A 24,819-nucleotide genomic window follows, 5' to 3' on the forward strand; every position below is an offset into this window, starting at 1 on the left:
TCCGGCCGGAAAAGGGACGAACGGCCCTGCCCCGACGGGGGTTGCGCCCCATAGTGTTCAGCAAAGACCGGTTCCGGAGTTCACCGGTCACCCCTGGGATCGGGAGGACGCGATGAGCAATCCGCAACCGGCAGCGCGGATCGTGGTGGGTATCGACGGCTCGGACGCGGCGATCAACGCGGCCAGATGGGCGGTCGGCGAAGCCGTGAGCCGCGGCGTCCCGCTCCGGTTGATTCACGCCGTCCCCGAACGCAGCGGGGCCGCGGGCGAAGAGAGCCTGGACGTGGAATACGCCCAGACGTCGCTGCGCGCCGCCGACGCGGCCCTTGCGGCCATGGGCGAGCCGGTCAAGGTCGAATGCGACATCGCGCACGGATCGCCAGAAAGCGCGTTGATCGCGGAATCGCGGCACGCGGCGATGATCTGCGTGGGCTCCGTCGGATCCGGCTGGGTGGCGCGCCGGGTCCTCGGCTCGACCGCGGAGGCGGTGGCCCGCAAAGCCCACTGCCCGGTGGCGGTGATCCGCGGCGGGGGTGAAAGCGCGGGAACGGAGCCCGGGTACGTCGCCGTGGCCGTGGACGATTCGCCCGGAAACGACGCCGTGCTCGAACACGGCTTCCGCGAGGCGCGGCTGCGCTGCGCGCCCATCCTGGCGATGGGCGTGTGGCGCTGGGGCTTCGGCGAGATTCCCTTCCGCCAGCTGGACCATCGGCTCGGCCCGTGGGTGTCGCGGTATCCCGACCTGCATGTCCAGCCCGCCGCCGCGCGACACGGCGCGCCCGACTTCCTGACGCACACCCAGGAATCGGTCCAGCTCGCCGTCGTCAGCGCCGAGGACGCCGACAAGGTCGCCCGCATGGTCGGGCCGATCAACCCCCACCCGTCCGGCCACGCCGGATGCTCGGTCCTCGTGGTGCGCGACTGACGGGGCGACGCCTGCGCATCAGCCGGCGGCCCACTGCTTGGCACGGTCGAGTTCGTCGTGCCCGAACAGTGCGAACTCGCCGGGAATCATCCATGCCAGCGCGTGCAGCGTGCGGGCGATCCACTCCTTGTCGGAGACGATCGCGATCCGTTTGAACGCCGAGTGGTGCGGCAGCACGGTGCCCAGGCCGAGTTTGAGGTCCTCCACGAAGCCACCCGGGCCGAAGCCCTCGTAGTCGGGGCTGATGACCTCCACGATCCTGACCTCCCCGGTGTTCAACATCCGGTCGAGCTGCGGCTTCAGCTCGCGCAACTCGTCACCCCGCAGCCGGCCCGACACACGGATCCCCGTCACCTTCTCGGGCATGTCCGCCAGGAATTCGATCATCGGATGTCCTCTCCTTCAGGCCGCAACGTGGTCAACGAAGTGGGTCAACGAACCACGATCACCGGGACTTTGGCCGACTGCGCCACGGTGGAACTGACCGAGCCGAGCAGCATCCCCGGGAACCCGCCCCGGCCACGGCTGCCGACCACCACCAGCCGGCTGCGCTCGGCCTCCTGCAAAAGCCAGTGAGACGGCCTGTCGCAGAACAGTTTCCGCTCGACCCGCACGTCGGGGTAGTGCTCCTGCCAGCCGGCGAGGCGTTCGGCGAGGATCTCGTGCCCCTCCGCCTCGCGGTCGCGCCAGTCCATGCCCAGGATCGGGAACACGCCGACGTCGCTCCACACGTGCACGGCGACCAGTCCGACCCCGCGGCGGGAGGCCTCGTCAAAAGCCAGCGCGGTGGCCGCCTCCGACGCGGGCGAGCCGTCGATGCCCACCAGCACGGGCGCGGCGGGGTCGCCGGTCTGGTCCTCGTCGGAGTGGATGACCGCGACCGGGCAGCGGGCGTAGTGGACCAGACCCGTGGTGACCGACCCGAGCAACGCCCGGCCCACCGCGCCGAGCCCCTGGCTGCCGGCGACGATCATCCGCGCGTGCCGGGAGGCTTCGACGAACGCCGGCACGATGCCGGAGTAGACCACCTCGGTGCGGACGTCGGGCGGCTCGGCGTCACCGAGGCCTGCGCTCAGCGCTTTTCGCGCCCGGTCCATGACCTGGCGCGCCTCGTCGCGCTGCCATTCGGGCATCTGTGCGTACAGCTGGCCCACGGGCCAGCCGACGACCACGGGCGCGACGGCGTGCATCAAGGTGACGGGCAGGCCCCGCATGACGGCCTCCTGCGCGCCCCAGGCGACGGCGGCATCGGACGCGGCCGACCCGTCGACACAGACCATAACCCCGTAATCCGTTGCCGGCTCAGACATCTCGAGCTCCTCACTCATCTCGCCCAGGCCGGCGCGCCGAGCGCGAGCTCCAGGCGGCGGACCGATCCGTCCTCGACCGGCGCACAGACCCAGCCCAGGTCCAGGAACACCGTCAGCATCAGGTGGTTCTCGCCCAGTACGTCGGCGACGAAGCGCTCGATGCCGTGGGCCCGCGCGACATCGGCCAGGCGGTCGAGCAACGCGGTGCCCACACCGAGGGAGTGGTCCTCGTGGGCGACCACCACCGCAACCTCGGCGCTCCGCGGCTCTTCGCCCGCGGCGACGTAGTGCGCCACACCGATCAGCCGCCCGGCGTCGAATGCGCCGAGGGCGCACAGACCCTCGGCCGGCCCGGTCAGCTTGCCCGCGAGCTCGTGTAGCGGGACCGGCTGCAGCGTGAAGAACCGGAAGTAGCGGTCGTGATCCGAAAGATGCTCGTGGAGAGCGAAAACGGCCTCGCCGTCGTCGATGCCAAGGCGGCGCACCGTCACGACCCGTCCGTCCAGCAGCCGCGCCGTCGACGCGAACCGCCCCGCCCGATCGCTCATGACCGACGACGTTATCCCGTTCGGGCGCCTCCGGGCAGGGGCCGTTGGACCTCACCGGGGCGCCATTGGTCCCGTTCGGACCGGCGCCGTCAGTCGTCGGTCAGCGGGGCCACCCAGTGCACCCGGGTGCCGCCCTCGGGGAGGTTCGTGATGTCGCAGGTACCGCCGAGCTGTGCGGCGCGGTGTTTCATGTTGGCCAGGCCACTGTTGCGCGAGTTTCCCTCGGGTATGCCGCAGCCGTTGTCGATGATGTCCAGGGTGCACATGTCGGCGACGCTGATCTCGACGGTCAGCCGCGTCGCACCGGAGTGGCGCAGGACGTTGCTGACGGCCTCCGCGGTGACGGCCTCGGCGTGGTCGGCCAGCTCACCACCGACGGCGGTCATCGGCCCGTGCATGCGGACGGTGGTCCCGACGTCACGATTCTCGGTCAGGTCGGCGATCACCCGCGCAATGCGCTGCCTGAAGTCGGCGTCCTTGCCCGCCGGCGACTTGAGCTGGAAGATCGTCGACCGGATCTCCTCGATGATGGTCTGCAGGTCGTCGAGCGTGCGGTTGAGCCGTTCTGCCACCTCCGGCGATCGCGCCCGGGCCAGTGTCCCCTGCAGATCCATGCCGGCGGCGAACAGCCGCTGGATCACGTGGTCGTGCAGGTCGTGCGCGATGCGCTCGCGCTCGCCCAGGATGGTCAGCTGCCGCGCGTCCTCGCGTGCCGACGCCAGGACGAGCGCCATGGCGGCGTGGGTGGCGAAGTCGTTCACCAGGTCGAGGTAGCTCTCGTTGAACGGAGGCTGGTCGGCGCCGCGGGCGATGACGATCACGCCGACCACCCGATCGTGGGCGCGCAGCGGCATCACGATGGCGGGTCGCTGCCCGATGTCGGTGAACGCCGGGATCGGGTACCGCAACGCCTCGGTGATCAGCGGTTCGCCCGAGCGGAACACACCACCGCTGGTCGAGCTGTCCACCGGAACCTGCCGGCCGACCACCTCGGACGCGTGGGGTCCCACCGCGGCGGACACCACCAGGGCTTCGACGTCCTCGTCGCTCATGTCGGCGTCGTCGGGAACCAGCACGATCGCCTGTTCCGCGTCGGTCAGGATTCGCGCCCTCTCGGCGATCAGCTGCAGCGGGTGCCGGTGCGGCGCCGCGCTGGACAGCAGCGCGGTGGTGATCTCGCGGCTGGCCTCCAGCCATTTCACCGACATGCGTTCGCGTTCGAACAACTGCGCGTTGTCGATCGCGACGGCGGCCGCGAACGCGAGCGCGCGGGCCGCGACCTCGTCGGACTCCGAGAACGTCCGCGCCGGGTCGACGTGGGTGAGATAGAGGTTCCCCAGGACGGCTCCCCGGATGGTGATCGGCACCGCCAGGAAGGCCCGCATCGGGGGGTGATGCTCGGGGAACCCGACGGCGTCCGGGTGCGTGGTCAGGTCGTCCATCCGCAGAGCGGGCGTGTCCAGCAGCGACAGGCTCAAGATGCCCTTGCCGACCGGCAGATGGCCGATGCGCCGGACCGTGTCGTCGTCCATGCCCTCGTGGGTGAAGGAGACCAGGTTGCCCTCGGAGTCGCGGATCGCCAGGGCGCCGTAGGGGGCCGACGTCAGGTCCCTGGCCGCGGCGATGATCCGGTGCAGGGTGACGTCGAGGTCGAGGCCGGCGCCGATCTCGACGATGACCCGCAGCAACTGCTCCATCTGATCGCGAGCGGCCAGCAACTCATCGAGCTGCTTGTGCATATTGCTCACCAAGCCGCGCCGACCCAGGCCAGCAAATGCTGAGCTCTTATCGTCGCTGGTCACCCCGACCGAACCTTCCCGACATGTCAGGCAACCGCTGACGCTCAGAGGCGATAGCCGCGCAACGCCCGTTTGCCTGCGGCCAGCTTAGTCGTTTTACGTCACGTGCCCAACAAGGCGGGCGCCCCGGGACTATTCCGGCGGAGCTGCCGTCGGCGTCGTGTGCCGCCCGGGCCGCTGATCCAGTTTGGATGCGAACACCGCCGCCTGGGTGCGGCGCTCCATCCCCAGCTTGGCCAGCAACCGCGACACGTAGTTCTTCACCGTCTTCTCGGCGAGGAACATCCGGGCGGCGATCTGCCTGTTGGTGAGGCCCTCGCTGAGCAGTCCCAGCAGCGTCCGCTCCTGTTCGGTGAGCCCGGACAGCGGGTCGTCGCGCTCGGCCGAGCCGCGGAGCTTGGCCATCAGCGCGGCGGCCGCCCGGTTGTCCAGCAGGGACTTACCGGCGCCCACCTCCTTGATGGCGTGGGCCAGCTCCATCCCCTTGATGTCCTTGACGACGTAGCCGCTGGCGCCGGCCAGGATGGCCTCCAGCATGGCCTCGTCGGAGGTGAACGACGTCAGCATCAGGCAGCGCAGGTCCGGGTGGTCGGACACCAGGTCGCGGCACAACTCGATCCCGTTGCCGTCCGGAAGGCGCACATCGAGCACGGCGACGTCGGGCCGCAGCGCCGGAATCCTGGCCTTGGCCTCGGACACCGAGCCGGCTTCGCCGACGATCTCGAGTTCGGGGTCCGATGCGAGCAGATCGGCGAGGCCGCGCCGAACCACCTCGTGGTCGTCGACCAGGAAAACCTTAACCATGGCGAGCCCTTCCTGCTGGTCGCAGGATACAAGCGTCGCCGAGCTGTCGACCATTCGAAACCCCCGTGCTCCCGTCATTGGGTGTCCGCTGCGGCAATTCTGGCTTCAGCCCCGCACGACCAGCACCGAGCAGTCGGGGTAGCCCACGATCGGGTGGCAGTTCGGGGTCGCCAGGCCCGCGATCTGTTCGGCGTCGGCGCTGCCCACCACGGCCAGCCTGATCGCGCCGCCGCGCTGGTCGCCGACCCAGACACCGCTGCCCGCGGCAACGGTCTGGACGTGCACGTCCGGATAGCGCCGGACCCAGCTGTTCAGCCGGCGATCGATCTGCCGCACCGTGGCGTGGCGCCGCCGCCCCTCCTCCATGGCCTGGTGCACCACCTCGTCGTTGTCGGGCTCGTCGTTGAGCACTACCGCGATCACCCCGAGGTCCGTCGGCGATCCGTCGGGATTGGTCCGGATGATCGCGACGGGACACGGCGCGCGCTCGACCAGCGCGGCGGCGGTGGGGCCCAGCAGCCCGTCGGACGCCCATCCCCGCCTGGCCGTACCCACGCAAACCATGGCGGCCGAGTGCGATTCGGCGATCAGCACCTGTGCGGGATCCCCGGAGAGCACGGCCGTCTCCACCTCGACGAGCTTTCCCCGGCTCCGGGCGGCGCTGTGGACGGCGGACTGCGCTTCAGCGAGCGCGGTTTCGGCGCGCTCCAGCTCCCACTCGGAGCCGCGTGCCGTCCGCTCGGGGCGGGAGATGACGTAGAGGAGGCGAAGCGGCAGCTGCCGGGCGGTCGCCTCGTCGATGGCCCACGTGGCGGCGTTGGCCGCGGCCCGGGAACCGTTGACGCCCACGATCACCGCCTTCGAGTCCAGCTCCGTCATGTCGGCTCCTGAATCAGTTTTGTTTCCTGACCGCCAGGCTATTGCGGTCCCGCACCCGGCGGAGGGGTCGTTGGGCCCCAACCTCGGATGCCGTTCGTCCTCAGGGTGCGGGCACGGTTGAACGGGTGAGCTCCTCGGGCTCGGGGACCGATTCGAACAACCTCTCGACGTCCGCGCGCTCGCACGCGGCGGTGCCCGGTGTCATCAGCATCGCCGCACCCGCCGCGATGCCCAGCCCGACGGACTTCACGATGGGCCAGCCGCGGCCGAGCCCGGTCGCGATCGCGGCGACCATCGCGTCGCCGGCCCCCACGCCGCTTCCGGCCGGCATCGGGATCGCTGCGAAGCGCCGGCTTTCGCGGCGCGTCGCGAGCAGCGCCCCCCGCGAACCCACCGACACCAGCACCGCGCGTGCGCGACCGGCTTCGACCAGCCAGTGGGCTGCGGCCAGCTGCTCGGCCTCGGTGGCCAGCGGCCGGTCGACGCACTCGCGGAGTTCGCGGACGCTTGCCTTCAGCAGGAAGACCCCTGAGGACAGGTGACGCAGCCCGCCGCCGGAGGTGTCCACGATCAGGCGGGCGCCCAGCTGATGGCAGATGTCGGCGACCTGCTGGTAGAAGTCGGCGGGAACGCCCGGGGGCAGGCTGCCGCTGGCCACCACGTAGTCGGCCGATTCCGCCGCAGCCCGTAACTCATCCAGGCAGCCTTCCTGCTCGGCGAACGTCAGCCGCGGTCCCGGGAGGACGAAGCGGTACTGCTGGCCGCTGCTGCCTTCGTTGACGGTGAAGCTTTCCCGCGTGGCCGCGGCGATCGCGACGTGCCGAAAGGGCACCGCCGCGTCCTTGAGCAGCGACATCACCACGTCCCCGGTCGGGCCGCCGGCGGGGAACACCGCCGACACCGACGCGCCCAGCACCCGCGCGATACGGGCGACGTTGATGCCTCCGCCGCCCGCGTCGTATCGCGGTGTCGCACAACGCAATTTGTCGGTCGGACGCACCATGTCGACGCTGGTCGTGATGTCGAGCGCCGGGTTCATCGTCAGCGTCACGATCTGCGCGCGGCGGCTCCCCGACTCGGCTGGCGTCTGCACGGGTCACAGGCCGCTCGGGTAGGTTTCCGGCATCTCGCCGGCGATCCACAGGCTCGTCGGCTCGAGGGGCTCGAGCGCCCGGGTCCTGTCGATGTGGATCATCGCGTCGAACTGGTCGGCGGGCCGGACGTGGAAGTAATGGCTCTGCCGCTCGGTTTCGGGGCGGTAGATCACCCCGATGGCGCGTCCCAGCCGGACGGCACCCAGCGGCCCGGCGGCCTCCGGACCCAGGCGCGCCGACAGCAGGAAGGCCTCGCCGCCGGTCTCGTGCAGGAGTTCCTCGATGCTCCCGTTGAGCGCCGGGCGGACGGCCTTGCGCTCGGCGACGCCACCCCAATCGCTGGCGGCGGTCACCGTGCCCGAGTAGGTGCTCATCCCGATCAGACGGGCGTCGTCGCCATACCGCTGCCGCACGAGCTGCCCCAGCGTGAGCTGCCCGTCGGAGGACACCTCGGTTGCCCGCGCATCGCCGACGTGAGAGTTGTGCGCCCACACCACTATTCGGGCTGACGGCGTGTCCAGGTGACGGTCCAGGTGATTCAGGAGGGCCTCGAGGGTCTGCGCCATGTGCTTGTCCCGCAAATTCCACGAGGTGACCCGACCGCTGAACATCGCCCGGTAGTACACCTCCGCGTTGCGGACCGTCTGCGCGTTCTGGTGGGTGTAGAACAGCTCGTCCTCGGCGAGCAACCCATCCGTGCGCGCATACGCCAGCGCATTGCGCTGGATGTCGACCAGCTGCTCGATCGCCTCTTTCTCGCACGACGGCCCGGCGCCGAACGCCGCCGAGAAACCGTACGCCTGACCGTCGTCTGCCGACGCGTGGTCGAAGCAGGCATAGCGCTCGCGCGCTCGCGCCGCCGCCTTCGGGTCCACGGCGTCGAGGTAGGCGATCACTTCGGCCATCGACCGATGCAGGCTGTAGAGGTCCAGGCCGTAGAAGCCAGCCTGGACCCGGCCGTTGGACTCGTGCAGGCGGTTGCGGGCGCGCAGCCAGTCGACGAAGTCGCGGACCACCACGTTGCGCCACATCCAGGCGGGGAAGCGCTCGAATCCGCTCAGCGCTTCGTCTGCGCTTTCGGCTTCACCGATGCCGCGAACGTAGCGATTCACCCGGTAGGCGTCGGGCCAGTCCGCCTCGGCGGCCACGGCGCAGAAACCCTTCTCCTCGATCAGCCACTTGGTGATCTCGGCGCGAGCCTCGTAGAACTCGTGGGTGCCGTGTGAGCTTTCACCGATCAGCACGACGCGGGCGTCGCCGATGATCTGCGCCAACGCCTCGCGCGGCGGGACACCCTGGGGCGCATCGATGGCCACGCTCCTGAGCACCTCGGCCGGCGTCGCGGGCGCGGTCCTCACGGGAGTCCCGGTGGTGGGGGTGGCGAGCAGCCGGCGCACCTCTTCGTCGGTGACCTGGCGGAAATCCCAGAACGACTCGCCCACCGCGAAGAACGGGGTCGGCATGCTGGCGCACACCACATCGTCGACCAGTCCGGCGAATTCCCGGCAGGTGGATTCTGGCGCGGCGGGCACCGCGATCACGATGTGCGCGGGATCGGCTTCGCGCAGCGCCTGCACGGCCGCGAACATGCTTGCGCCGGTGGCCACGCCGTCATCGACCAGGATGACGGTTCTGCCGGTCACGTCGATCGGCGGACGCCCGTCGCGGTAGGAGGCTTCGCGCCGCGCCAGCTCTCGGCCCTCGCGCTCGGCGATGGCCCGCAGTTCCTGCGGGGTGATCCGCAGGCCGCGCACGACGTCGTCGTTGATCACGACCCGGCCTCCGCTCGCCAGCGCGCCGACGGCGAACTCCTCGTGGCCGGGGGCGCCGAGTTTGCGGACGATGAAGGCGTCCAGCGGTGCGTGCAGGGCGGCGGCCACCTCCCACGCGACCGGCAATCCACCCCGCGCAAGGCCCAGGACGATCACGTCGTCGCGGTCGCGGTAGGCGCCGAGGAGAGTGGCCAGCACCCGGCCCGCCTCGCCGCGATCGCGGAAAACGCGCCGCGGCGAGTGCCGAATTGCGTCAGCTGTTCTGGTCATGGTCGTGCCGCGGTCACTTTCCGTTCGAGGGCTTCACCTGCACGTGCCGCTCGGTCGCCTTCGGCTCGGTGACCGCCATCGAGACGGTGAGAATGCCTTGGTCGTAAGCGGCCTCGATGTTCTCCTCGTCGACACCGGGCGGCAGCGAGACGGTCCGCACGAACGAGCCGTAGGAGAATTCCGATCGCCCGTCGAAGTCCTTCTTCTCGCTGCGCTCGGCCTTGATGGTGAGTTGGCCGTCGCGCACGGTGATGTCGAGATCCTTTGCCGGATCGACGCCCGGCATCTCGGCGCGCACGATGTAGCGGCCGTCCCTCATCTCGTCCTCGAGCCGCATGACGCGGGTGTCGAAGGCGGGACGCAGTCCGGTGAGGGCGGGAAATCCGGCGAAAAGGTCCGAGAACTCGGGAAAGAGCGACCTCGTCCGGCGCCGGGCGGGAAGAGTGGTCATGGGTGTCTCCTGTGTCGGTCGACTACTGCCGACTCAATCCGACCAGCCGGCCCGGCCGGGCGGTAGGGACCGAAGTCCCGGGCTTGCGGGTCGTTCGTCGGCTCGCACGCACGGGCGCCGCGCCGGAGCTCATGTCACCCTTTCGATCCCTGGGCGCCCTTGTGCCGGATCGCGTCCTGCACCGCGGCGAACCGTGAGCGGGCCCGCTCGTCGGCGGCCTGCTGCTCGGCGGCCGTGACGACGATGGCGTCGGGGCCCGGGAACACGGTGGTCTCCTCGCCCGTAGTGAGCCACCGGACCCGATACGGCGGAGCGCCGTCGGGGGTGCGGATCGCGGTGATCAACCCGCGCGACTCCCGGTGCCCCACCGCGCCGCTCTTGATGACGAGCCAGTCGCCGACGCAGGCCTTCATGACCGCACCTCGAAGACGTCGCTCAGGGGTCGCCGCGGCGTCGGTTCCGGCTGCCCCGCACCCGGGGGCGCCATACCGACACGCACCACAACCTGAGGCGTCGCCCCTCGGTCGGTGATGAGCTCGGAGACGATGTCGCGGCTGGCCGCCAGCTCGGTCACATGGGTCACGGGGCACGTCGCCAGGCCCGCGATCGTGGCTTCCAACAGGATCGCCGAGAGCGCCTGTCCACAATCCAAGGCGTCGGCGCGGGTGTCCCCGAACGTCGACAGCACGAGGATCTTCGCGTGGTCCTCGACCTCCGGCGCAGCCGTCTCGGCGTGTTCGCCGGCCGGGAATCGCCGGTTCACCTCGACGTCGTGCGACCCCTCGGGCCATGTGAAACCCCCGGTCCACCAACGCAATTCCTGGTGGTAAGGGTCGTCGTAGCGGCGCAGGGCCTCGTTGAGCGCGGATGCCTCAACCAGCCGCGGGCGCGCGTCGTCGGCCAGCACGTCGAGAGCGATCACGTCGCGGTCGACCGCGCCCCGCAGCACCGGCTCGAGCGATCCCCAAACCTCGGGTGGGCCAAACGGTCGCCGGTCGGTCCGGCGACGCAGAATCGCCGCGGCACGGTCGCGCCTCGCCTCGGCGACGTAGTCCATGGGAGTCGAGTCGATCGAGGCAAGGTGGTCGAGGTTGTTGGGGTTGGGAAACGCATCGACATTGCTCTCCCAGCCGCCGGCACTCAGCGCGACCCGGAAGTGGTCGAGAACCGCACCGCAGCTGATGACCGCCTGGCGGCCCGAGGAGTCGGTCGAGGCCACGATCCGGCCCGGGTCGACGTACAGGTCGACACCCGTTTCGCCGGCAACCCATCGCCACGGCTGGCTGTTGTGCAGCGAGGGTGCGCGGCAGGCCAGCTCCACCGCCCTGCTGATCACCTTGGTGTCGACCGTCGTCCGCGTCATCAACGCTCACCTGCCTCCCGATGACTACGACCCTCTGACACGTTGACCGCGCGCGCCAGGGTCCTTGGTCCCCAGCGCGGCGTCATCGGGCCCGCGCACCACCTGATGACTTTCGTCTCTAGTGCGGCGTGCGGCGTGCGGCAAACGATGAAGGCACCAGGCGACACAGCAGCTTGGCCCGGCAGCTAGGACCCCATGGATGTCAGCGCACGCGTCGACATGACCCGCGAATGCGGCACCGCCAGCACCCATGCCGGCCCGGACATCGAGGTGATCCGCCAAGCGGTGTTGCTGGCGGGCCGGGCGCCGTCGGTGCACAACAGCCAGCCCTGGCGGTGGGTGACCGAAGACGGGAAGCTGCGCCTGTTCGTCGATCGGCGTCGGGCCGTGCCCGGCGCCGATCCGTCGGGCCGCGAGACGATCCTCAGCTGTGGCGTCGTGCTCGATCATGTCCGGGTCGCCATGCTCGCCGCGGGCTGGCAGGCGCGCATCAGGCGTTTCCCCGACCCCCTGGACCCCGACAACCTGGCAACGATCGAATTCGCCCCCGCCGCAATGGTTTCCCGGAATGACCGGGACCGCGCGGGGGCCATCCTGCAACGCCGGACCGACCGGCTGCCGCTGGGGCGGCCCACCTACTGGCACCTGCTGGAGCCCGGTCTGCGCGGCGCCTGTGACCAGAACCTGGTGATGCTCGACGTGCTGCCCGACGAGGCACGGCCCAGGCTGGCCAAGGTGTCCCGGCTCACCGAGGTGCTGCGCCGCGACGACGCGACCTATCGCGCCGAACTCGACTGGTGGACATCGCCGTTCGCGCTCGCCGAGGGCGTACCGCCCAGCGCGCTGTTGTCCGAGCGGGAGAGCCGCCGGGTCGACATCGGGCGCGCCTTCCCGGCGCGCGGCCACGGTGACCGGCGCCCCGAGGTGGCAGCGGACTGGTCGAAAATCCTTGTGCTGTCCACTCCGGACGACACCAGGGTGGACGTCCTGCGGTGCGGCGAGGCGCTGTCGGCCGTGCTACTCGAGTGCACCACCGCTTCGGTCGCCACCTGCACGCTGACGCACCTGATCGAGATCGAGGAGAGCCGCGACATCGTGCGCGGCCTGCTCGACAAGCGGGGCCGCCCGCAGGTGCTGATCCGCGCCGGGATCGCCCCGCCGGCGGAGCATCTTGCGGCTCCGACGCCGCGGCGTCCGCTGGACGACGTGTTGAAAGTCCACCTGTGAAGCGAACAACTTTGGTCCCCGCAGCGCGTGACCTTCGACCGGCGCCGCGCGCGGTTTTCTTGCATAGCCTTGCCGCACCGGGACTTGCTTAGAGCGCGACCGCGCATTGATGAAGGGGAACGCTATGTCGATGATCGAGGACGGGGTGAACATCCTGCCCGCACACGAATGCTGGGAGCTGTTGGCGGGTGTGGCGCTGGGGCGACTGGTCACCAGTGTCGACGGCCAGCCTGAGATCTTCCCGGTCAACTACGTGGTTCAGCGCCGCACCATCCTCTTCCGCACCGCGGAGGGGACCAAGTTGGTCAGCACCGCGATCAACCGGCACGTGCTGTTCGAGGCCGACGATCACAACGTCGCCGAGGGGTGGAGCGTGATCGTCAAGGGCACCGCGCGCTCGCTGCGCACCGACGAGGAGATCGAGGATGCCGAACACGCCCAGGTGCTGCCGTGGACGGCGTCGGAGAAATCGCACTACGTGCGGATCGTCCCGGAGACGATCACGGGGCGGCGCTTCCGTTTCGGCTTCCCGGTGGACAAGTCGATGCGTGCCTGACCGCGGGGGCGCGGCACGAACTCCAGCGACAGCAACACCACCAGCGCCGCCGGAATGTGGTGGCCGCACAACACCACGTAACGCCGCTCGGCCAACGCGTGGAACTTGCGCAGGTACCGATACAGCGACTCGAGCCGGATCAGCGGGTCCAGCAGGTGGATCAACCGGTAGGCGACCCGCTGCGGCAAGCCGGGGTCGTTCGCCTCGAAGATCTCCGGGAAACCGGCGAACGCCAGCGAGAGCCTCAGCGCACCTCGGGTTCTGGCGTCCGAGATCATGTCGGCGCTGAGCCGCTCGTCAACGCCGTTGGGTGCGTCCGGACGCCGGAACGGCACGTCGAGGCTGACTTCGGTGCCCCCGCCGGCGGTCAGATACCGGTGAAACGCGACCACCCGTCCGGCCCGGTCACGGGCGACGGCCAGCCGTATTCCGGGGTAGCGGCCCTGTAGGGCCCCGTCGAGGTTCATGCAGAAGCCGCGTTCGGTGCGCGCGGCTCGGTGCGCGGCATACAACACCTCGGTGAGCTCGTCTCTCAGCGGTCCGCTGAGCCGTCGCTCGTCGACGATCTCGGTGGTGACCCCGTAATTGCGGGTGCGCTGCACCGCTTGGCGCAGGTTGCGAAATCGCCTCCCGCTCAGGGTGAAACGGCGCACATCCACCACGACGTCGCGGCCGATCGGGATGGCCAGCATCGGCTGCCCGACCTTCTCGGTTCGCCACAGCCGCACATGCCGCTCGCCGGCGGCCAGGACGATGATCTGCCAGCCGCGGCTGCGGCACATGCGCACGAAATCGTCGACCAAGGCCTCGAATTGGGAAGCGTCACCGATCGGGTCGCCGCTTACCACGGCGAAACCCAAGCGGGTGCGGTAAGCGATCGCCGCGGTCTCGCCGGAGTTGAAGTGATAACTCTTGCTCGATTGCATGGCGAAGGGCGCCAACGGGTCCGCGTGAGTGGCGTTGACCAGCGTCCACACCCGATCCAGCAGTTCCGGTTGGGGTTTCGCCCTGGTGGGCCACGTGAGCGCGAGCCCGCTGCCGGCGAGCAGGAGATTGCCCAGCGACGCGAACGCCAGGAAGTGCGCGCCCAGACCCGCACCCGCCACGGCGGCCGCGACAAGCGCGTGGCCGGCGGTCACGGGCCGTCCGAGAAAGATGCCGCGCGCGATCAGGGCCACCGCACCCAAAAGCGCGACCGACCAACCGAACCGGCCCGGGGCCACCCGCTCGTAGCCGAGGTGCTCGCGCGCGGCCAGCACCGTGAGCCAGGCCAGGACGCAGAGCAGCATCAGCGCGCTGGCGTAACGCGCCGCCCGCACGTGGGCCCTGAGCAGGGTGCGCGGCTGCTCAGACACGAGCCAGCTCGATCTCGCGTGCCGCCAGGCGAACGACCTCCGGCACCGCGCGTGCGACCTGCGGGCTCAAGCCGACGCCGTGAGCCGTGTCGGTCACGTCGACGGTGAAGATCACCAGCGCGTCGGGGACCCGCCCGAGCGCGCGGCCCAGGGCGTGGGCGCTGCGCAGGTCGACGCCGTGCGAACTCAGCCCATCGGGGCCGGCGGCCAGGTCGTCCAGAGTGCAGCGACGGACGCGGCCCGGCTCCGAGGGCGTCGCGACCGCGGCATCGATCACCACGGCCAGGACAGCGTCCGCCCACACGTCCACCAGGACCGCCGGGTCGGAAACCCCCGCCATCACACCAACGTTCGGCAGCTCGAGCTCATCAAGTGCAACCGCGGCGGCGAAGCCTACGCCGTCGTCCCGGCGGTAGACGTTGCCCAGGCCTATCACGACGACGCCGGTCATCCCCGTCGCACCGTAAGCGTCAGGAAATGCGTCGAGCAGGAGATGCACGGGTCGTAGCTGCGGATCAACCGCTCGCACATGGTGGTCAGCGCGGCGTCCTCGAGGGCGAGGTTGGCGGCGACCAGCCGGGCCAGGTCGGCTTCGATGGCCGCCTGGTTCTGGGATGTCGGGGGGATGAGCGTCGCCGCCGATACCAGGCCGTCGTCGTCGATGCGGTACCGGTGATACAGCAGGCCCCGGGGCGCCTCGCTCACGCCGTGCCCGACGCCCGCGCGGGCCTCGACATCGACGAACGGGCGCGCGGGGCGTTGGTACTCCTCGATGATCCGCAGCGCCTCCTCGACGGCGTAGACAACTTCGACGGCACGAACGACGATGCTGCGAAACGGGTTTCGGCACTCGGCGCCGAGCCCGGCGGAAGCGGCGGCCTGTGCAGCGATCGGCGACAGCGCCGACGAGTTGAGGTTGTAGCGCGCCAGCGGACCGGTCAGGTGGCATCCGCCGTCGAGCGTCGCGTGCAGCGCGGTGGAGTGCGGCACCTGCGACTCGCGCACATGTTCGGTGAACTCGGCGACCGGAAAAGCCGGCCCGGCGCTGCGCGCGATGGCGCCGTTCTCGATCGGGTAGCGGCCGGCCTGGCGCAGCGCCAGCAACTCGTGGTCGAGTTCGAGCTCGGGGAAGTCGAATCCCGACACCCATTCGACCGTGGCCAGCGCATCGTCGAGTGCGCGGCGCAGTTGCTCGGCCAGCGGCGCGAACTGCGACCGGCGGGGCACCGAGTAGAACCCGCCCAGCCGCACGTTGACCGGGTGGATCGCGCGTCCGCCGACGAACTCCATCAACTGGTTGCCCGCCTTCTTCAACCGCAGCCCACGCTCGACGATGTCGCGCTCGTCGCGGGCCAGGGCGATCGCGTCCGGATAGCCGAGAAAGTCGGGCGCGTGCAACAGATAGATGTGCAGGACGTGGCTGTGGATCCATTCGCCGCAGTACAGCAGCCGGCGCAGCGCGACCAGCTCCGGGTCGACCCGCACGCCGCAGGCGTCCTCGATCGCGTTGCAGGCGCTGACCTGATAGGCGACCGGGCAGATCCCGCAGACCCGCGCCGTGAGGTCGGGTGGCTCGGTGTGGGCGCGGCCGCGCAGGAACGCCTCGAAAAACCTCGGCGGCTCGTAGATGTTGAGCTCGACGCTCTGCAGCACGCCGTTGGACAGGGTGACGTGCAGCGCCCCCTCCCCTTCGACGCGGGTCAGCGTGCCGACGCTGAGCGTGCGCGTCGCCGGGGTCACCGCTTGTCCCCCCGCTCGGCGAAGGCGGTGACGTTGAACGTCGAGAAGACCCGGTCCACGTCACCCTCGGACATGCCGTCGCGACGCAGCAGCGGTATCAGCGTCGCCGTCTGCGGCGTCGCGGACGGCCCGAAGCAGCCGTAACAGCCGCGACGATGCCTGGGGCACAACGCCCCGCAGCCGGCGTGGGTGACGGGGCCGAGGCACGGGGTGCCGTCGGCGACCAGGACGCACGTCACCCCGCGCATCTTGCATTCCGTGCACACCGTCTTGGCCGGCAGCCGCGGCTTGCGGCCGATCAGCAGGGCCGCCAGCGTGTCGAGCAGCTGGCCGCGGTCGATCGGACAGCCCGGCAGCTCGTAGTCGACGTGCACATGCGCCGACGCCGGAGTGGAGGTCGCCAGCGTGTCGATGTATTCGGGCTTGGCGTAGACGACGGAGGTGAACTCGTCGATGTCGGCGAAGTTGCGCAGGGCCTGCACTCCCCCGGCCGTCGCGCAAGCTCCGATGGTGACCAGAATCTTCGACTGCGAGCGGATTTCGCGGATGCGCTGCGTGTCGTGATGGGTGGTGACGGAGCCCTCGACCAGCGACACGTCGTAGGGGCCGCCGACCATCGAGCTGGACGCCTCCGCGAAGGTGGCGATCTGCACCCGGTCGGCGAGGGTGAGCAGCTCGTCCTCGCAGTCGAGCAACGTCAGCTGACAACCGTCGCAGGACGCGAACTTCCACACGGCCAGACTGGGGTTCATCTACAGCTCCTTGACTCCCAACAGTGGGCCGGCGACGTCATAACCGACGACCGGCCCGTCGCGGCACACCAGCAGCGGGCCCAGCTGGCAGTGGCCGCACAGCCCGATCCCGCATTGCATGTTGCGCTCCAGCGACACCCGGATGTCGCGCGCCGCAATTCCTTTGGAAAGCAACGCCTCGGCGCCGAATCGCAGCATCGGCTCCGGTCCGCACAGGAAGGCCGTGGTGCGCTCGGGTTCCAGCGCGAGCCGGTGCAGCGGTTCGGTCACCAGCCCCACCTCGCCGCGCCAGCCCGCGACCGGGACGTCCACGGTCACATGCAACTCGATCGCGGGCTCCTCGGCCCACTTCTCGAGTTCCTTGGCGAACAGGAAGTCCGCGCGCGAGCGGGCGCCCACGATCAGCGTCAGCCTGCCGTAACGCGACCGCTGCGCCAGCGCGCCCAGGATGGCGGGGCGCAGCGGGCACAAACCCACACCGCCGGCGACCATCACCAGATCCCTGCCGGACGCCTCCTCGAGCCCCCAGGTGGTGCCGAACGGGCCCCGCACGCCGACAACGGTTCCCGGTTCGGCGTCGTGCAGGGCGCGGCTGACCGCCCCGACCGCGCGGACGGTGTGGGTGATCGATCCGTCGGTGACGGTGGGGTCGCCGCTGACCGAGATCGCCGCCTCACCGACTCCGAAGGCGTAGAGCATCATGAACTCGCCGGGCCGCGGCGCACGCAGCGTCTCGCCGAGCGGCTCCAGGCACAGCGTCGCCGAATCCGGGCTCTCCACGACACGGCTGCGCACCCGATACGGGTTGGGCGCCATCGCGTTACGCGGCGCTGTCACGCCGGCTCGTTCGTCAGGCATCGCCGGCCATCTTGTTCATCTCCTCGGTGATGTCGATCCCGGTGGGACACCACGCGATGCACCGCCCGCAGCCGACGCACCCCGAGGAGCCGAACTGGTCGTGCCAGGCGCTCAGCTTGTGGGTCAGCCAGTGCCGGTACCGCGATGCGCCGGACTGGCGCACGCTGCCGCCGCCGTGGACGTAAGTGAAGTCGAACTCGTAGCAGGAGGCCCAGTGCTGCCACCGCTCGGCGTGTTCACCGGTGAGGTCGCTGACGTCCTCGGTGCTGGTGCAATAGCAGGTGGGGCAGACCATCGTGCAGTTGCCGCACGTCAGGCAGCGGTCGGCGATTTCTTCCCATTGCGGGGATTCCCGGGCCTGCACAAGCAGATTGCGCAGGTCCGTGTCGGGCATCCGGCGACCCATCCGGTGTGACGCCGCTGCCACCTCGGCGCGCGCGGCGTCGATCTCCTCCCCGCCGGCCGCGGTGTGCGGGATGGCGGCGAGGACGTCGGCGCCCTCGCCGCTTCCGACGTCGACGACGTAGGTCACGGCCTCACCGCCGGCGCGCTCGGTGAGGGCGAGGTCGTAGCCCGGTCCGGCAGCGGGGCCGGTGCCCATCGAGGCGCAGAAGCACAGTCCGCCCGGTTCGGTGCAGTTCACCGCGACGACGAAGATCCGGCGATGACGGCCGACGAAGGCGGCGTCGGCCGACTCGCCGTGGCCGAGCACCCGATTCAGGGTCGCTATCGCCGCCAGGTCGCAACCGCGGACCCCGAGAAGGGCATACCGCGCAGGCTCCTCAGCAGATGCGTTGTCGTTGAACCCATCCCGGGTGCCCGACCACAGTCGTTGCCGCGGCGGGTGCAGGAACTGTTTCCAGGATTGCGGCCCTGACGAATGCCCGAACGCGGCGTTGTCGTCGCGACGACGCAGCCGGTAGTGCCCGGGGCCGACGTCGGCGCCCCACCCCCACGGCAGATCGGCGGCGGACTCGAGTTCGTCGAGCACGATCGCGTTGTCCCGCAACGTCGGACCGACGACGCGATACCCGCGCTCGAGGAGTATGTCGACCAGCCGGTGCAACCCCGCGGCGTCCAGCACCGCGGCACCGCCGCCCGGGCGGCTCATTGCCGATGCTTCCGGCCGCCGTCCTCGGCGAGGCGCCCGAGCTCCCGCTCCCAGCCGGCGTAGCGTGCCCGGTCGAGTCGCGAACGCACCATGGCGACAAGCAATCCCAGGAGGGCCGCCACGCACAGCATCGTGACCACCGCCATGGCGAGCCCCTCGCCGACCGCGAGCCAGGACGGGGTGGGCCGGCCCACCGGGTTGCCACCCTTGTCGACCCAGATATCGATCCGGTCGCCGAGCTTGGCCGGGTCGGCGGGCACAACCGTCCCGGTGTGCTCGGCGCCGTCGACACGCCACTTCACCTGTACGAGGGTCGCCCCCAGGTCCTCGGCTCGGGCGTCGGTCACCGTGGCCGTCACGCGGTGCCGCTCGAGCGCCTCCTGCGCGTAGGCACGGTCGCGCGCACCGTAGGTGACGGCGCCCACCACGGCGCAAACGGGCACGGCGCTCAGCGCGACCACGACGGCGACCAGTACGACCAGCGCCTCGACACGATCGGCGCGGCGAAGCAGCGGGTTGCGGCCGAATATCCGGGCGAGCCGCCAGCTTCGTGGGTTCACCGTGAACATCTCCATCGCAATCCCCCTGCGTCTCAACTCTTTCGCTTCACTTGGACTGATCAGGCTTCGCGCGCCTACAACGCGCCGTGGTGCTCGTGGTCGACCGTCCACTCGACGAAGTCGGCGAGGTCGCGGCGCGGTGTCGCCGGCAGGGGGTCCGCGTTGATCGGCGCCCAGCCGACCCGCAGCAGCATCTGCGGCCAGTTGGTGTCGCCGAAGACGTCGGAGCGCACCGCCGCGCGCGTCTCGGCGATCTCCAACGGTTCGGTGACCGGGCAATTGGCCAATCCCAACGAGGTCGCTGTCAGCAGGACGACGCTGGTGGCCTCGCCGGCGCGCAACTGCGCCAGCCGGTCGTCGTTGCGGCCCCCCAGCGCCAGGACGACGGCGTTGTCGTCGGCCGGCGACGAGTCCGCCGGCATGGGCAGCGTGGGCCCCGCGAAGAGGCGGGTCGGGATCTTCGCCTGTGGGTCGGCGGCGGGGGTGTTGCGGGCCGGGACCCCTGCCACCGAGGCGTAACGCCCGCTCCAGGTCGTGAGCTCGGCCAGGTAGTCGCGGTTGAGGTGTTCCCGCACCGATTGGGCGACGATGCGCCGCAGTTTGTCCGTGTCTTCGACCTGGCACAGCGTGACCCCGTGGCGGGCCGCGCGCGCGGCCATCAACGCGATGTCGGCCACCGGCACCGGCCAGGATCCATAGTTGCGCCGATCGGTGCGCCGCCGGGGGATCGCCGCGGCCAGTGCGATGTCGACCGCGTCCGCGGGGTGCGGGGTCAACTCGATCGCCGCGAGGTGGTTGGGTTCGGCCGGGTTGGGCAGCCGGGTCACCTTGGACCGCCACCCGACCGCGGCGAATGCGACGACGCAGTGATGCAGCGCCGCACCGCAACTCAAGATGAGGTCGCGGCCGTCGGGGTCGGTGTTGGGCAGCTGCCGGCCGGTATCGGCGTAGAGGTGCAGGCTGGCCGCGTCCACCCGCCATCGCCACGGCTGGGTGTTGTGGACCGACGGGGCGCGGGCCGCCAGGGTCAGGGCCGTGCGCACTGTGCCGAAGTCCGGAAACCGCGTGTTCATGGCTGGTGTTCCCTTCGGTAAATCCTTGGATTCACGATCGCCCGACGGGCAACGCCGGACGAGAGCACGAGGGCACAAGAGCTAGGGACTTTGGGCCAATTGCGGCGGCATCACGCCGCCGGGACCAGGGTCACGTCGACGGACAACTGGTCGGCGACGACACGGGCCGCCGCCCAGTCGCCGACACACGCCGCGCGCGCCAGGTCGTCGACCAGGGGGCTGTGCGCGCCGAGTTCGGCCAGCCACGCCGACACCGTCGACGCGATCTGAGAGCCGGGCACCACAACCGTGCGTCCGCCGTGCAATCTGTCGGTGACGCGGTACATCGCCGTCACGGGGGCGTGCCGATGCTGCCCCCGTACCTGTGCGGTCAATTTCATCGCAGCCTCCCCGATCGGGCTTGTGTTCCATACGAACACTTCCCCGACCCCGCCAGTAGGGCCGAACGACACCGGATGGCGGGGCTTCAGTCGTGCGTTGCGGCCCGGCGAGGTGCCCGCGGGGACGGCCCTGTGCCCTTCGGGTCACCATGCGGCCCGGACGCGACGGCCTCCGCGGCGTCGGGCTGACCGCGCGCAGCCAGTGCGCCGGCGAGCGAGGTGGCCGCGATCGTCAGCAGCGCACCCAACATCAGCGCCGCCGACTCCCCCGCTACCAGGAGGTGCTCCTCGGTGCCGATGGTGGCCGCCGCCACGGGCACTCCGAGTTGTGCGGCCGACAGCGCCGCGATCGTCAAAGGCTGGCCGAGGAGCCGGCCCGCGCAGTGTGCGAGGACCGCACCCAGACCCAGGCCCACCCCCAGCAGGATCAGCTTCGGGTGCGACGCCAGTTCGCGCACCTGCAGCGAGGCGCCCAGCCAGACGAAGAACAACGGGCTGAAGAAGCCCTCGGTGATGCCGAACAGCTGGCGTGCCAACCGTCGCGGTTCACCGGCCGCGGCGACCACCAGCCCCACCGCGAAACCCGCCAGCATGACCGAGACGCGGGTGGTGACGGCCAGCGCCGCCAGCGCGAAAAGCACCAGCAGGCTGATCCGCAGCTCCAGTGCGAACCGGTGCCGTTCGGAGAAGCTGTGCGCGCGGCCGCGCCAGCCCCTGCGGTCGAATCCCCGCAGCAGCACGTAGAGCAACGCCGCGCAGCCCGCCACGGCCAGCGCACCCAGCGCCGCGGGGGCCGCCCTCCGCGCGTCGATCACCAACGGCAACAAGACAATACACGCGGCATCCGCGATGGCGATCTGCGTCGTCACTGAGAGCACCTGAGGGCCACGCAGCCGCAGCGAATCGATCACCGGCAGCGCCAGCGCCGCCGACGACGACGCCATCACCACGGCATAGAGGGCCGCGTGGCCCGTACCGAACCTCGCGGCCAGCCCGAACCCCAGAGCCGCCGCGGCGGCGCCGGCCAGGCCGGCCCGCGCCAACGCCATCGGGAACGTCGAACGCAGGTTGTTGCCGCGGACGGGGACGTGGGTGCCCACCACGAACATCACCAGCGCAAAACCGACGTTCGCCAGGAGCTCGAAGGTCGGGTTGCCGACGTCGACGACTCCGAGGCCGGTCTTGCCGATGATCAAACCCGCGGTCAGCTCACCGATGATCACCGGTATCCGCAGGCGCGGCAGCGATGCCAGCAGCGGGCCCGCGAACCCGACGGCGGTCAGCAAGGCCAGTGTGGGGAAACCAAAGCTCTGCACACAGGGAGCTTATGGTCGCTACCACCGCAGCGGCAGCCTGCTCAGCACCACCGCCCCACCCTGCCGGAAGCTGAACCGGGGCGTGAAGCCCGGCTCCAACTCAAAATCCGGCACGGCGCGCAACCATTCCGTCACGATCACCGCAAGTTCCATTCGCGCCATCGTCTTGCCCAGGCAGCGGTGGATGCCGCCGCCGAATGTCCTGTGTTGCTTCGGCGGAATTCTCCCGTCGTCGCCCACGACCACCGATGACTCCTTGCCGTCGCCGAGGTTGGCCGACGCCAGGCACAAGCGCACCGGAGAGCCCGCCGGGATGGTGACGCCGGCGACGGTGACGTCTCGATTGGTGAAGCGTCCGATGAATGGCAGCGGGGTCTCGAGCCGGAGCACTTCCTCGGCGAAAGCCCTTACCTGATCGGGGTTTTCGCGAAGCAGCGAACGCAACTCCGGGTTGCGCGCCAAGTGCAGCAGCGCCGAGCCGATGGCCGACTGCATGCCGTCCTGGGCGAAATACAGAAGGGCGAAGAGCCCGATCACCTCGTCTTGGGTGAGCGGATCGTCTCCGGTGAGCAGTCGGGCCGCAAGGGCCGGCTTCTCTTCCGCCTCGATCGCCTCGATGAGATATCGGAGCAACTGCGACGTTTGCGCCGACCCCGGCACGTCCCAGATGACGTCGTCCGCCCAGGCGACCACCTTGTCGCGGTCCTCCAGCGGGAGTCCGCACAAAATGGCCAGCGCCCCGAACGGATAGGGGTCGGCGATGTCGCCGATCGCTTCGCACGCGCCGTCGGACGCGACGGCGCCGACGAGCGCGGCGGCATGTTCCCGCAGCTGCGACGTCAGCCCGTTGACCGCCTGGGGGCCGAAGTAGGGTCGCAGGATCTGGCGGTAGCGCGTGTGGTCGGGAGGGTCGTAGGCGATCGGGAGTGGGATCAGTTCGGTCTTCACCCAGCCCCCGGCCGGCGCGAGCTCTTTGCGGCGTGAGCCGAAGGTGCGCGGGTCGCGCAGCGCCGCGCGCACGTCCTCGCCGCGGGCCAGGACGTAGTAACCACTCAGTTCGCGAAACACGGCACCGTCGCGCAGCGTGCGCCAGTAGTCCCTCGGGTCGTCCGCGATGAGGCACCGATTCTCGTCCAGAAACGGCGGCGGCGGGAGCGCGAAGCGACTCACGTCGAGCACCGCAGCACTGCTGGACGGATCGCGTTCACGGGCAGATCGTAGATGAATCCGTGCGCCGCGATGGTGAACAGAGGGTGGCCGTTTCGGAAATCGACCGCGCAGGCCCAGGCGTGCTTCACGAGGCCCTGGCGCCCGCGTCGCGGTCAGATGCCACATCAATCCGATTATTTTACAACGGTTTTCGGACTGTAACGCGACCTTTATCTGGAGCCCGGGTCACGGTGCCAGCGTGACAAATCCGGGAGGCATCGGCGGCGCCGGCGACGGCTCCGCGGGACGGCCGCCGCCACCACCCATGCCGGGGCCGCCGCCACCGGTGCCGGCGCCCGGGCCGGTCCCGATGTCACTGCCGCCGGCGCCGGCGGGACCACTGCCCGGCTGCGGCGCGGCGACGGGCGGCGCCGGCTGCGGCGTGGCGGCGGGAGGCGGAGGCTGTTGCGGCGGAGGCGGCGGCTGTTGCGGCGGCGGGGGCGACTGTTTCGGCCGCGGCGGCGTCGCGATCGGCTTGGGCGCTATCCGGACGTGCGCCGCGGGCGGTGGCACAGGAAGCTCCGGCGGGTCCGGCTGGGGGGCCTCGCCGGCGGGAACGGGGACGGCCAGCGAGGCGAGCACCACTCGACGTGAACGTGACGGCGTGCCGTTCTCGTTCCACCCCGCCGGGCCGCCGGTTACGAGGGACGCGATCTTGTCTCGGTCGTAGGGGCAGTACGCCTCGACCGCGGCGGTGATGAATCGGGCCTCGGTGCGTGCGAGTCGGCCGGGGTCGTATTGGCGCTCGGGCGGGTCGACGCTGTAGGCGCCGTTGACCATCGCGTCCACCAATCCCGGGGCGGACATGCCGGCGTCGAGCTTGCTGCAGGTTTCATGGGCGCCGTGAATGAGGCTCGGCACGCCCCTCAGCGCAGGGATGCCTTCCCTGTCGAGCAGGGCCAGAAAGTGCGCGTCTTCGTCTGGATCGGCCACTGCTACGCCGCCGCGCAGGATCGCAGCGCACGTCAGCACTGTGAGGGCGGTGCCCAGGACTCCGGCGTGGCCGGTGATGCCGGCGAACCTGGCGATGCCGGTAGACATGGCAGGAGTTTCCGTTCTATTCGGGCCCATCGTTCGACGAACGTAGACAGCGATTCGTGCACCACGGGTGTCCGTGGGGCCGGCGCGCCTTGCGGGGCGCACGATTCGGAGTCCGGCGCGCCACGCAACGGGGCGCGATCCACTGCACGTCGCGTGAACGGGACAATCGCCGAGATCGGACTGCGGGGGTCGGCCAACCGTCGACATCCCGGACGCGCGGGATGGCGTGCCAAGCAATCGTCGAGCCGCTGGTCGACGGCATGCAGAGATCCTAGTCCCGTGGGCGGGCCGTGCGGTAGGTCGAAATCCGGGACCGGCGCTGAAAGCCGGCTGTGATCCCAGCGGCGAATGGCATGTCCGATGTGCGAAATGCATTGGCGGCAGACGCGATCCGCAGCGGCAGCACGCCCAGGCCGTCGGAGGGCG

Annotated in this window: 26 protein-coding genes; 3 read left to right on the forward strand and 23 right to left on the reverse strand. The window is 70.2% G+C overall.

Annotated elements, in window-relative coordinates:
* Positions 1-112: 112 nt before the first annotated feature.
* Complete coding sequence (locus G6N48_RS13165) at positions 113-925, forward strand: universal stress protein (RefSeq protein ID WP_085267764.1); 813 nt, start codon at positions 113-115, stop codon at positions 923-925.
* 18 nt (positions 926-943) lie between these two features.
* Here the strand turns inward: G6N48_RS13165 and G6N48_RS13170 are convergent, their stop codons facing one another.
* The 11 genes from G6N48_RS13170 to G6N48_RS13220 all read right to left on the reverse strand — a co-directional run bounded on the left by G6N48_RS13170 (position 944) and on the right by G6N48_RS13220 (position 11,215).
* The gene (locus G6N48_RS13170; RefSeq protein ID WP_085267763.1) at positions 944-1,312 is read right to left on the reverse strand and encodes a SpoIIAA family protein; all 369 of its coding nucleotides are present in this window, start codon (positions 1,310-1,312) and stop codon (positions 944-946) included.
* 44 nt (positions 1,313-1,356) lie between these two features.
* Positions 1,357-2,235, reverse strand: coding sequence for a universal stress protein (locus tag G6N48_RS13175; RefSeq protein ID WP_085268041.1), 879 nt, complete (start codon positions 2,233-2,235; stop codon positions 1,357-1,359).
* A 14-nt stretch (positions 2,236-2,249) separates the two neighbouring features.
* Positions 2,250-2,783, reverse strand: coding sequence for a GNAT family N-acetyltransferase (locus tag G6N48_RS13180; RefSeq protein ID WP_085267762.1), 534 nt, complete (start codon positions 2,781-2,783; stop codon positions 2,250-2,252).
* 89 nt (positions 2,784-2,872) lie between these two features.
* Complete coding sequence (locus G6N48_RS13185) at positions 2,873-4,522, reverse strand: GAF domain-containing sensor histidine kinase (protein ID WP_179969941.1); 1,650 nt, start codon at positions 4,520-4,522, stop codon at positions 2,873-2,875.
* A gap of 192 nt (positions 4,523-4,714) precedes the next feature.
* Complete coding sequence (dosR, locus tag G6N48_RS13190; RefSeq protein ID WP_085268040.1) at positions 4,715-5,386, reverse strand: hypoxia response regulator transcription factor DosR/DevR; 672 nt, start codon at positions 5,384-5,386, stop codon at positions 4,715-4,717.
* 105 nt (positions 5,387-5,491) lie between these two features.
* Positions 5,492-6,265 carry a universal stress protein gene (locus G6N48_RS13195; RefSeq protein WP_085267760.1) on the reverse strand — a complete coding sequence of 258 codons (774 nt, stop codon included), beginning with the start codon at positions 6,263-6,265 and terminating at the stop codon, positions 5,492-5,494.
* Between the two features lie 100 nt (positions 6,266-6,365).
* Positions 6,366-7,358 carry a 1-phosphofructokinase family hexose kinase gene (locus G6N48_RS13200; protein ID WP_085267759.1) on the reverse strand — a complete coding sequence of 331 codons (993 nt, stop codon included), beginning with the start codon at positions 7,356-7,358 and terminating at the stop codon, positions 6,366-6,368.
* 3 nt (positions 7,359-7,361) lie between these two features.
* Positions 7,362-9,401 (reverse strand): erythromycin esterase family protein, encoded by a 2,040-nt coding sequence (locus G6N48_RS13205; RefSeq protein ID WP_085267758.1) that lies wholly within the window; start codon positions 9,399-9,401, stop codon positions 7,362-7,364.
* Between the two features lie 13 nt (positions 9,402-9,414).
* Complete coding sequence (locus G6N48_RS13210) at positions 9,415-9,852, reverse strand: Hsp20/alpha crystallin family protein (protein ID WP_085267757.1); 438 nt, start codon at positions 9,850-9,852, stop codon at positions 9,415-9,417.
* A gap of 134 nt (positions 9,853-9,986) precedes the next feature.
* A complete protein-coding gene (locus G6N48_RS13215; protein ID WP_085267756.1) occupies positions 9,987-10,265 on the reverse strand; it encodes a DUF1918 domain-containing protein in 279 nt (92 codons plus the stop codon).
* On the reverse strand, positions 10,262-11,215 hold the full coding sequence (locus G6N48_RS13220; protein ID WP_085267755.1) for an Acg family FMN-binding oxidoreductase: 954 nt from the start codon (positions 11,213-11,215) through the stop codon (positions 10,262-10,264). Before G6N48_RS13220 ends, G6N48_RS13215 begins: the two co-directional genes overlap by 4 nt.
* 270 nt (positions 11,216-11,485) lie before the next feature.
* Between G6N48_RS13220 and G6N48_RS13225 the strand changes: the two genes are divergently transcribed.
* Positions 11,486-12,442, forward strand: coding sequence for an Acg family FMN-binding oxidoreductase (locus tag G6N48_RS13225; protein ID WP_269475430.1), 957 nt, complete (start codon positions 11,486-11,488; stop codon positions 12,440-12,442).
* Between the two features lie 124 nt (positions 12,443-12,566).
* Positions 12,567-12,998: a pyridoxamine 5'-phosphate oxidase family protein gene (locus tag G6N48_RS13230; protein ID WP_085267754.1), complete on the forward strand. Its 432-nt coding sequence runs from the start codon at positions 12,567-12,569 to the stop codon at positions 12,996-12,998.
* On the opposite strand, the gene G6N48_RS13235 is transcribed toward G6N48_RS13230, so the two are convergent.
* From G6N48_RS13235 to G6N48_RS13290, 12 genes are all read right to left on the reverse strand, one after another.
* The gene (locus G6N48_RS13235) at positions 12,917-14,353 is read right to left on the reverse strand and encodes a bifunctional lysylphosphatidylglycerol flippase/synthetase MprF (RefSeq protein ID WP_232066617.1); all 1,437 of its coding nucleotides are present in this window, start codon (positions 14,351-14,353) and stop codon (positions 12,917-12,919) included. The genes G6N48_RS13230 and G6N48_RS13235 overlap by 82 nt on opposite strands.
* On the reverse strand, positions 14,346-14,804 hold the full coding sequence (locus G6N48_RS28255) for a hydrogenase maturation protease (RefSeq protein ID WP_085267753.1): 459 nt from the start codon (positions 14,802-14,804) through the stop codon (positions 14,346-14,348). The genes G6N48_RS13235 and G6N48_RS28255 overlap by 8 nt, the downstream gene beginning before the upstream one ends.
* Positions 14,801-16,093, reverse strand: a complete 1,293-nt coding sequence (locus tag G6N48_RS13245; protein ID WP_085267752.1) for a Ni/Fe hydrogenase subunit alpha — start codon at positions 16,091-16,093, stop codon at positions 14,801-14,803. Before G6N48_RS13245 ends, G6N48_RS28255 begins: the two co-directional genes overlap by 4 nt.
* Positions 16,090-16,845 (reverse strand): NADH-quinone oxidoreductase subunit B family protein, encoded by a 756-nt coding sequence (locus G6N48_RS13250; protein ID WP_085267751.1) that lies wholly within the window; start codon positions 16,843-16,845, stop codon positions 16,090-16,092. Before G6N48_RS13250 ends, G6N48_RS13245 begins: the two co-directional genes overlap by 4 nt.
* On the reverse strand, positions 16,846-17,703 hold the full coding sequence (locus tag G6N48_RS13255; RefSeq protein ID WP_085267750.1) for an FAD/NAD(P)-binding protein: 858 nt from the start codon (positions 17,701-17,703) through the stop codon (positions 16,846-16,848). It abuts the gene before it with no gap.
* Entirely contained in the window at positions 17,696-18,814 is a 1,119-nt protein-coding gene (locus G6N48_RS13260; protein WP_085267749.1) for a 4Fe-4S dicluster domain-containing protein, read from the reverse strand. The genes G6N48_RS13255 and G6N48_RS13260 overlap by 8 nt, the downstream gene beginning before the upstream one ends.
* Positions 18,811-19,389 (reverse strand): Rv1733c family protein, encoded by a 579-nt coding sequence (locus tag G6N48_RS13265; protein WP_085267748.1) that lies wholly within the window; start codon positions 19,387-19,389, stop codon positions 18,811-18,813. Before G6N48_RS13265 ends, G6N48_RS13260 begins: the two co-directional genes overlap by 4 nt.
* Before the next feature lie 59 nt (positions 19,390-19,448).
* A complete protein-coding gene (locus tag G6N48_RS13270; RefSeq protein WP_085267747.1) occupies positions 19,449-20,447 on the reverse strand; it encodes an Acg family FMN-binding oxidoreductase in 999 nt (332 codons plus the stop codon).
* Between the two features lie 110 nt (positions 20,448-20,557).
* Positions 20,558-20,827 carry a hypothetical protein gene (locus tag G6N48_RS13275; protein ID WP_085267746.1) on the reverse strand — a complete coding sequence of 90 codons (270 nt, stop codon included), beginning with the start codon at positions 20,825-20,827 and terminating at the stop codon, positions 20,558-20,560.
* Positions 20,828-20,913: 86 nt separating this feature from the next.
* Positions 20,914-22,143 carry a cation:proton antiporter gene (locus tag G6N48_RS13280; protein ID WP_085267745.1) on the reverse strand — a complete coding sequence of 410 codons (1,230 nt, stop codon included), beginning with the start codon at positions 22,141-22,143 and terminating at the stop codon, positions 20,914-20,916.
* An 18-nt stretch (positions 22,144-22,161) separates the two neighbouring features.
* The gene (locus G6N48_RS13285) at positions 22,162-23,313 is read right to left on the reverse strand and encodes a cytochrome P450 (RefSeq protein ID WP_161494174.1); all 1,152 of its coding nucleotides are present in this window, start codon (positions 23,311-23,313) and stop codon (positions 22,162-22,164) included.
* Between the two features lie 225 nt (positions 23,314-23,538).
* A complete protein-coding gene (locus G6N48_RS13290) occupies positions 23,539-24,393 on the reverse strand; it encodes a DUF732 domain-containing protein (RefSeq protein ID WP_085267743.1) in 855 nt (284 codons plus the stop codon).
* Between the last annotated feature and the right edge of the window lie 426 nt (positions 24,394-24,819).

This window comes from Mycobacterium parmense, from assembly GCF_010730575.1.
GTDB lineage: Bacteria > Actinomycetota > Actinomycetes > Mycobacteriales > Mycobacteriaceae > Mycobacterium > Mycobacterium parmense.

Coding starts and splice junctions, on each gene's coding strand:
- G6N48_RS13165 (WP_085267764.1), top strand. CDS start 113: ATGAGCAATCCGCAACCGGCAGCGCGGATCGTGGTGGGTATCGACGGC.
- G6N48_RS13170 (WP_085267763.1), bottom strand. CDS start 1,312: ATGATCGAATTCCTGGCGGACATGCCCGAGAAGGTGACGGGGATCCGT.
- G6N48_RS13175 (WP_085268041.1), bottom strand. CDS start 2,235: ATGTCTGAGCCGGCAACGGATTACGGGGTTATGGTCTGTGTCGACGGG.
- G6N48_RS13180 (WP_085267762.1), bottom strand. CDS start 2,783: ATGAGCGATCGGGCGGGGCGGTTCGCGTCGACGGCGCGGCTGCTGGAC.
- G6N48_RS13185 (WP_179969941.1), bottom strand. CDS start 4,522: ATGCACAAGCAGCTCGATGAGTTGCTGGCCGCTCGCGATCAGATGGAG.
- dosR (WP_085268040.1), bottom strand. CDS start 5,386: ATGGTTAAGGTTTTCCTGGTCGACGACCACGAGGTGGTTCGGCGCGGC.
- G6N48_RS13195 (WP_085267760.1), bottom strand. CDS start 6,265: ATGACGGAGCTGGACTCGAAGGCGGTGATCGTGGGCGTCAACGGTTCC.
- G6N48_RS13205 (WP_085267758.1), bottom strand. CDS start 9,401: ATGACCAGAACAGCTGACGCAATTCGGCACTCGCCGCGGCGCGTTTTC.
- G6N48_RS13210 (WP_085267757.1), bottom strand. CDS start 9,852: ATGACCACTCTTCCCGCCCGGCGCCGGACGAGGTCGCTCTTTCCCGAG.
- G6N48_RS13215 (WP_085267756.1), bottom strand. CDS start 10,265: ATGAAGGCCTGCGTCGGCGACTGGCTCGTCATCAAGAGCGGCGCGGTG.
- G6N48_RS13220 (WP_085267755.1), bottom strand. CDS start 11,215: ATGACGCGGACGACGGTCGACACCAAGGTGATCAGCAGGGCGGTGGAG.
- G6N48_RS13230 (WP_085267754.1), top strand. CDS start 12,567: ATGTCGATGATCGAGGACGGGGTGAACATCCTGCCCGCACACGAATGC.
- G6N48_RS28255 (WP_085267753.1), bottom strand. CDS start 14,804: ATGACCGGCGTCGTCGTGATAGGCCTGGGCAACGTCTACCGCCGGGAC.
- G6N48_RS13250 (WP_085267751.1), bottom strand. CDS start 16,845: ATGAACCCCAGTCTGGCCGTGTGGAAGTTCGCGTCCTGCGACGGTTGT.
- G6N48_RS13255 (WP_085267750.1), bottom strand. CDS start 17,703: ATGCCTGACGAACGAGCCGGCGTGACAGCGCCGCGTAACGCGATGGCG.
- G6N48_RS13260 (WP_085267749.1), bottom strand. CDS start 18,814: ATGAGCCGCCCGGGCGGCGGTGCCGCGGTGCTGGACGCCGCGGGGTTG.
- G6N48_RS13265 (WP_085267748.1), bottom strand. CDS start 19,389: ATGGAGATGTTCACGGTGAACCCACGAAGCTGGCGGCTCGCCCGGATA.
- G6N48_RS13270 (WP_085267747.1), bottom strand. CDS start 20,447: ATGAACACGCGGTTTCCGGACTTCGGCACAGTGCGCACGGCCCTGACC.
- G6N48_RS13275 (WP_085267746.1), bottom strand. CDS start 20,827: ATGAAATTGACCGCACAGGTACGGGGGCAGCATCGGCACGCCCCCGTG.
- G6N48_RS13290 (WP_085267743.1), bottom strand. CDS start 24,393: ATGTCTACCGGCATCGCCAGGTTCGCCGGCATCACCGGCCACGCCGGA.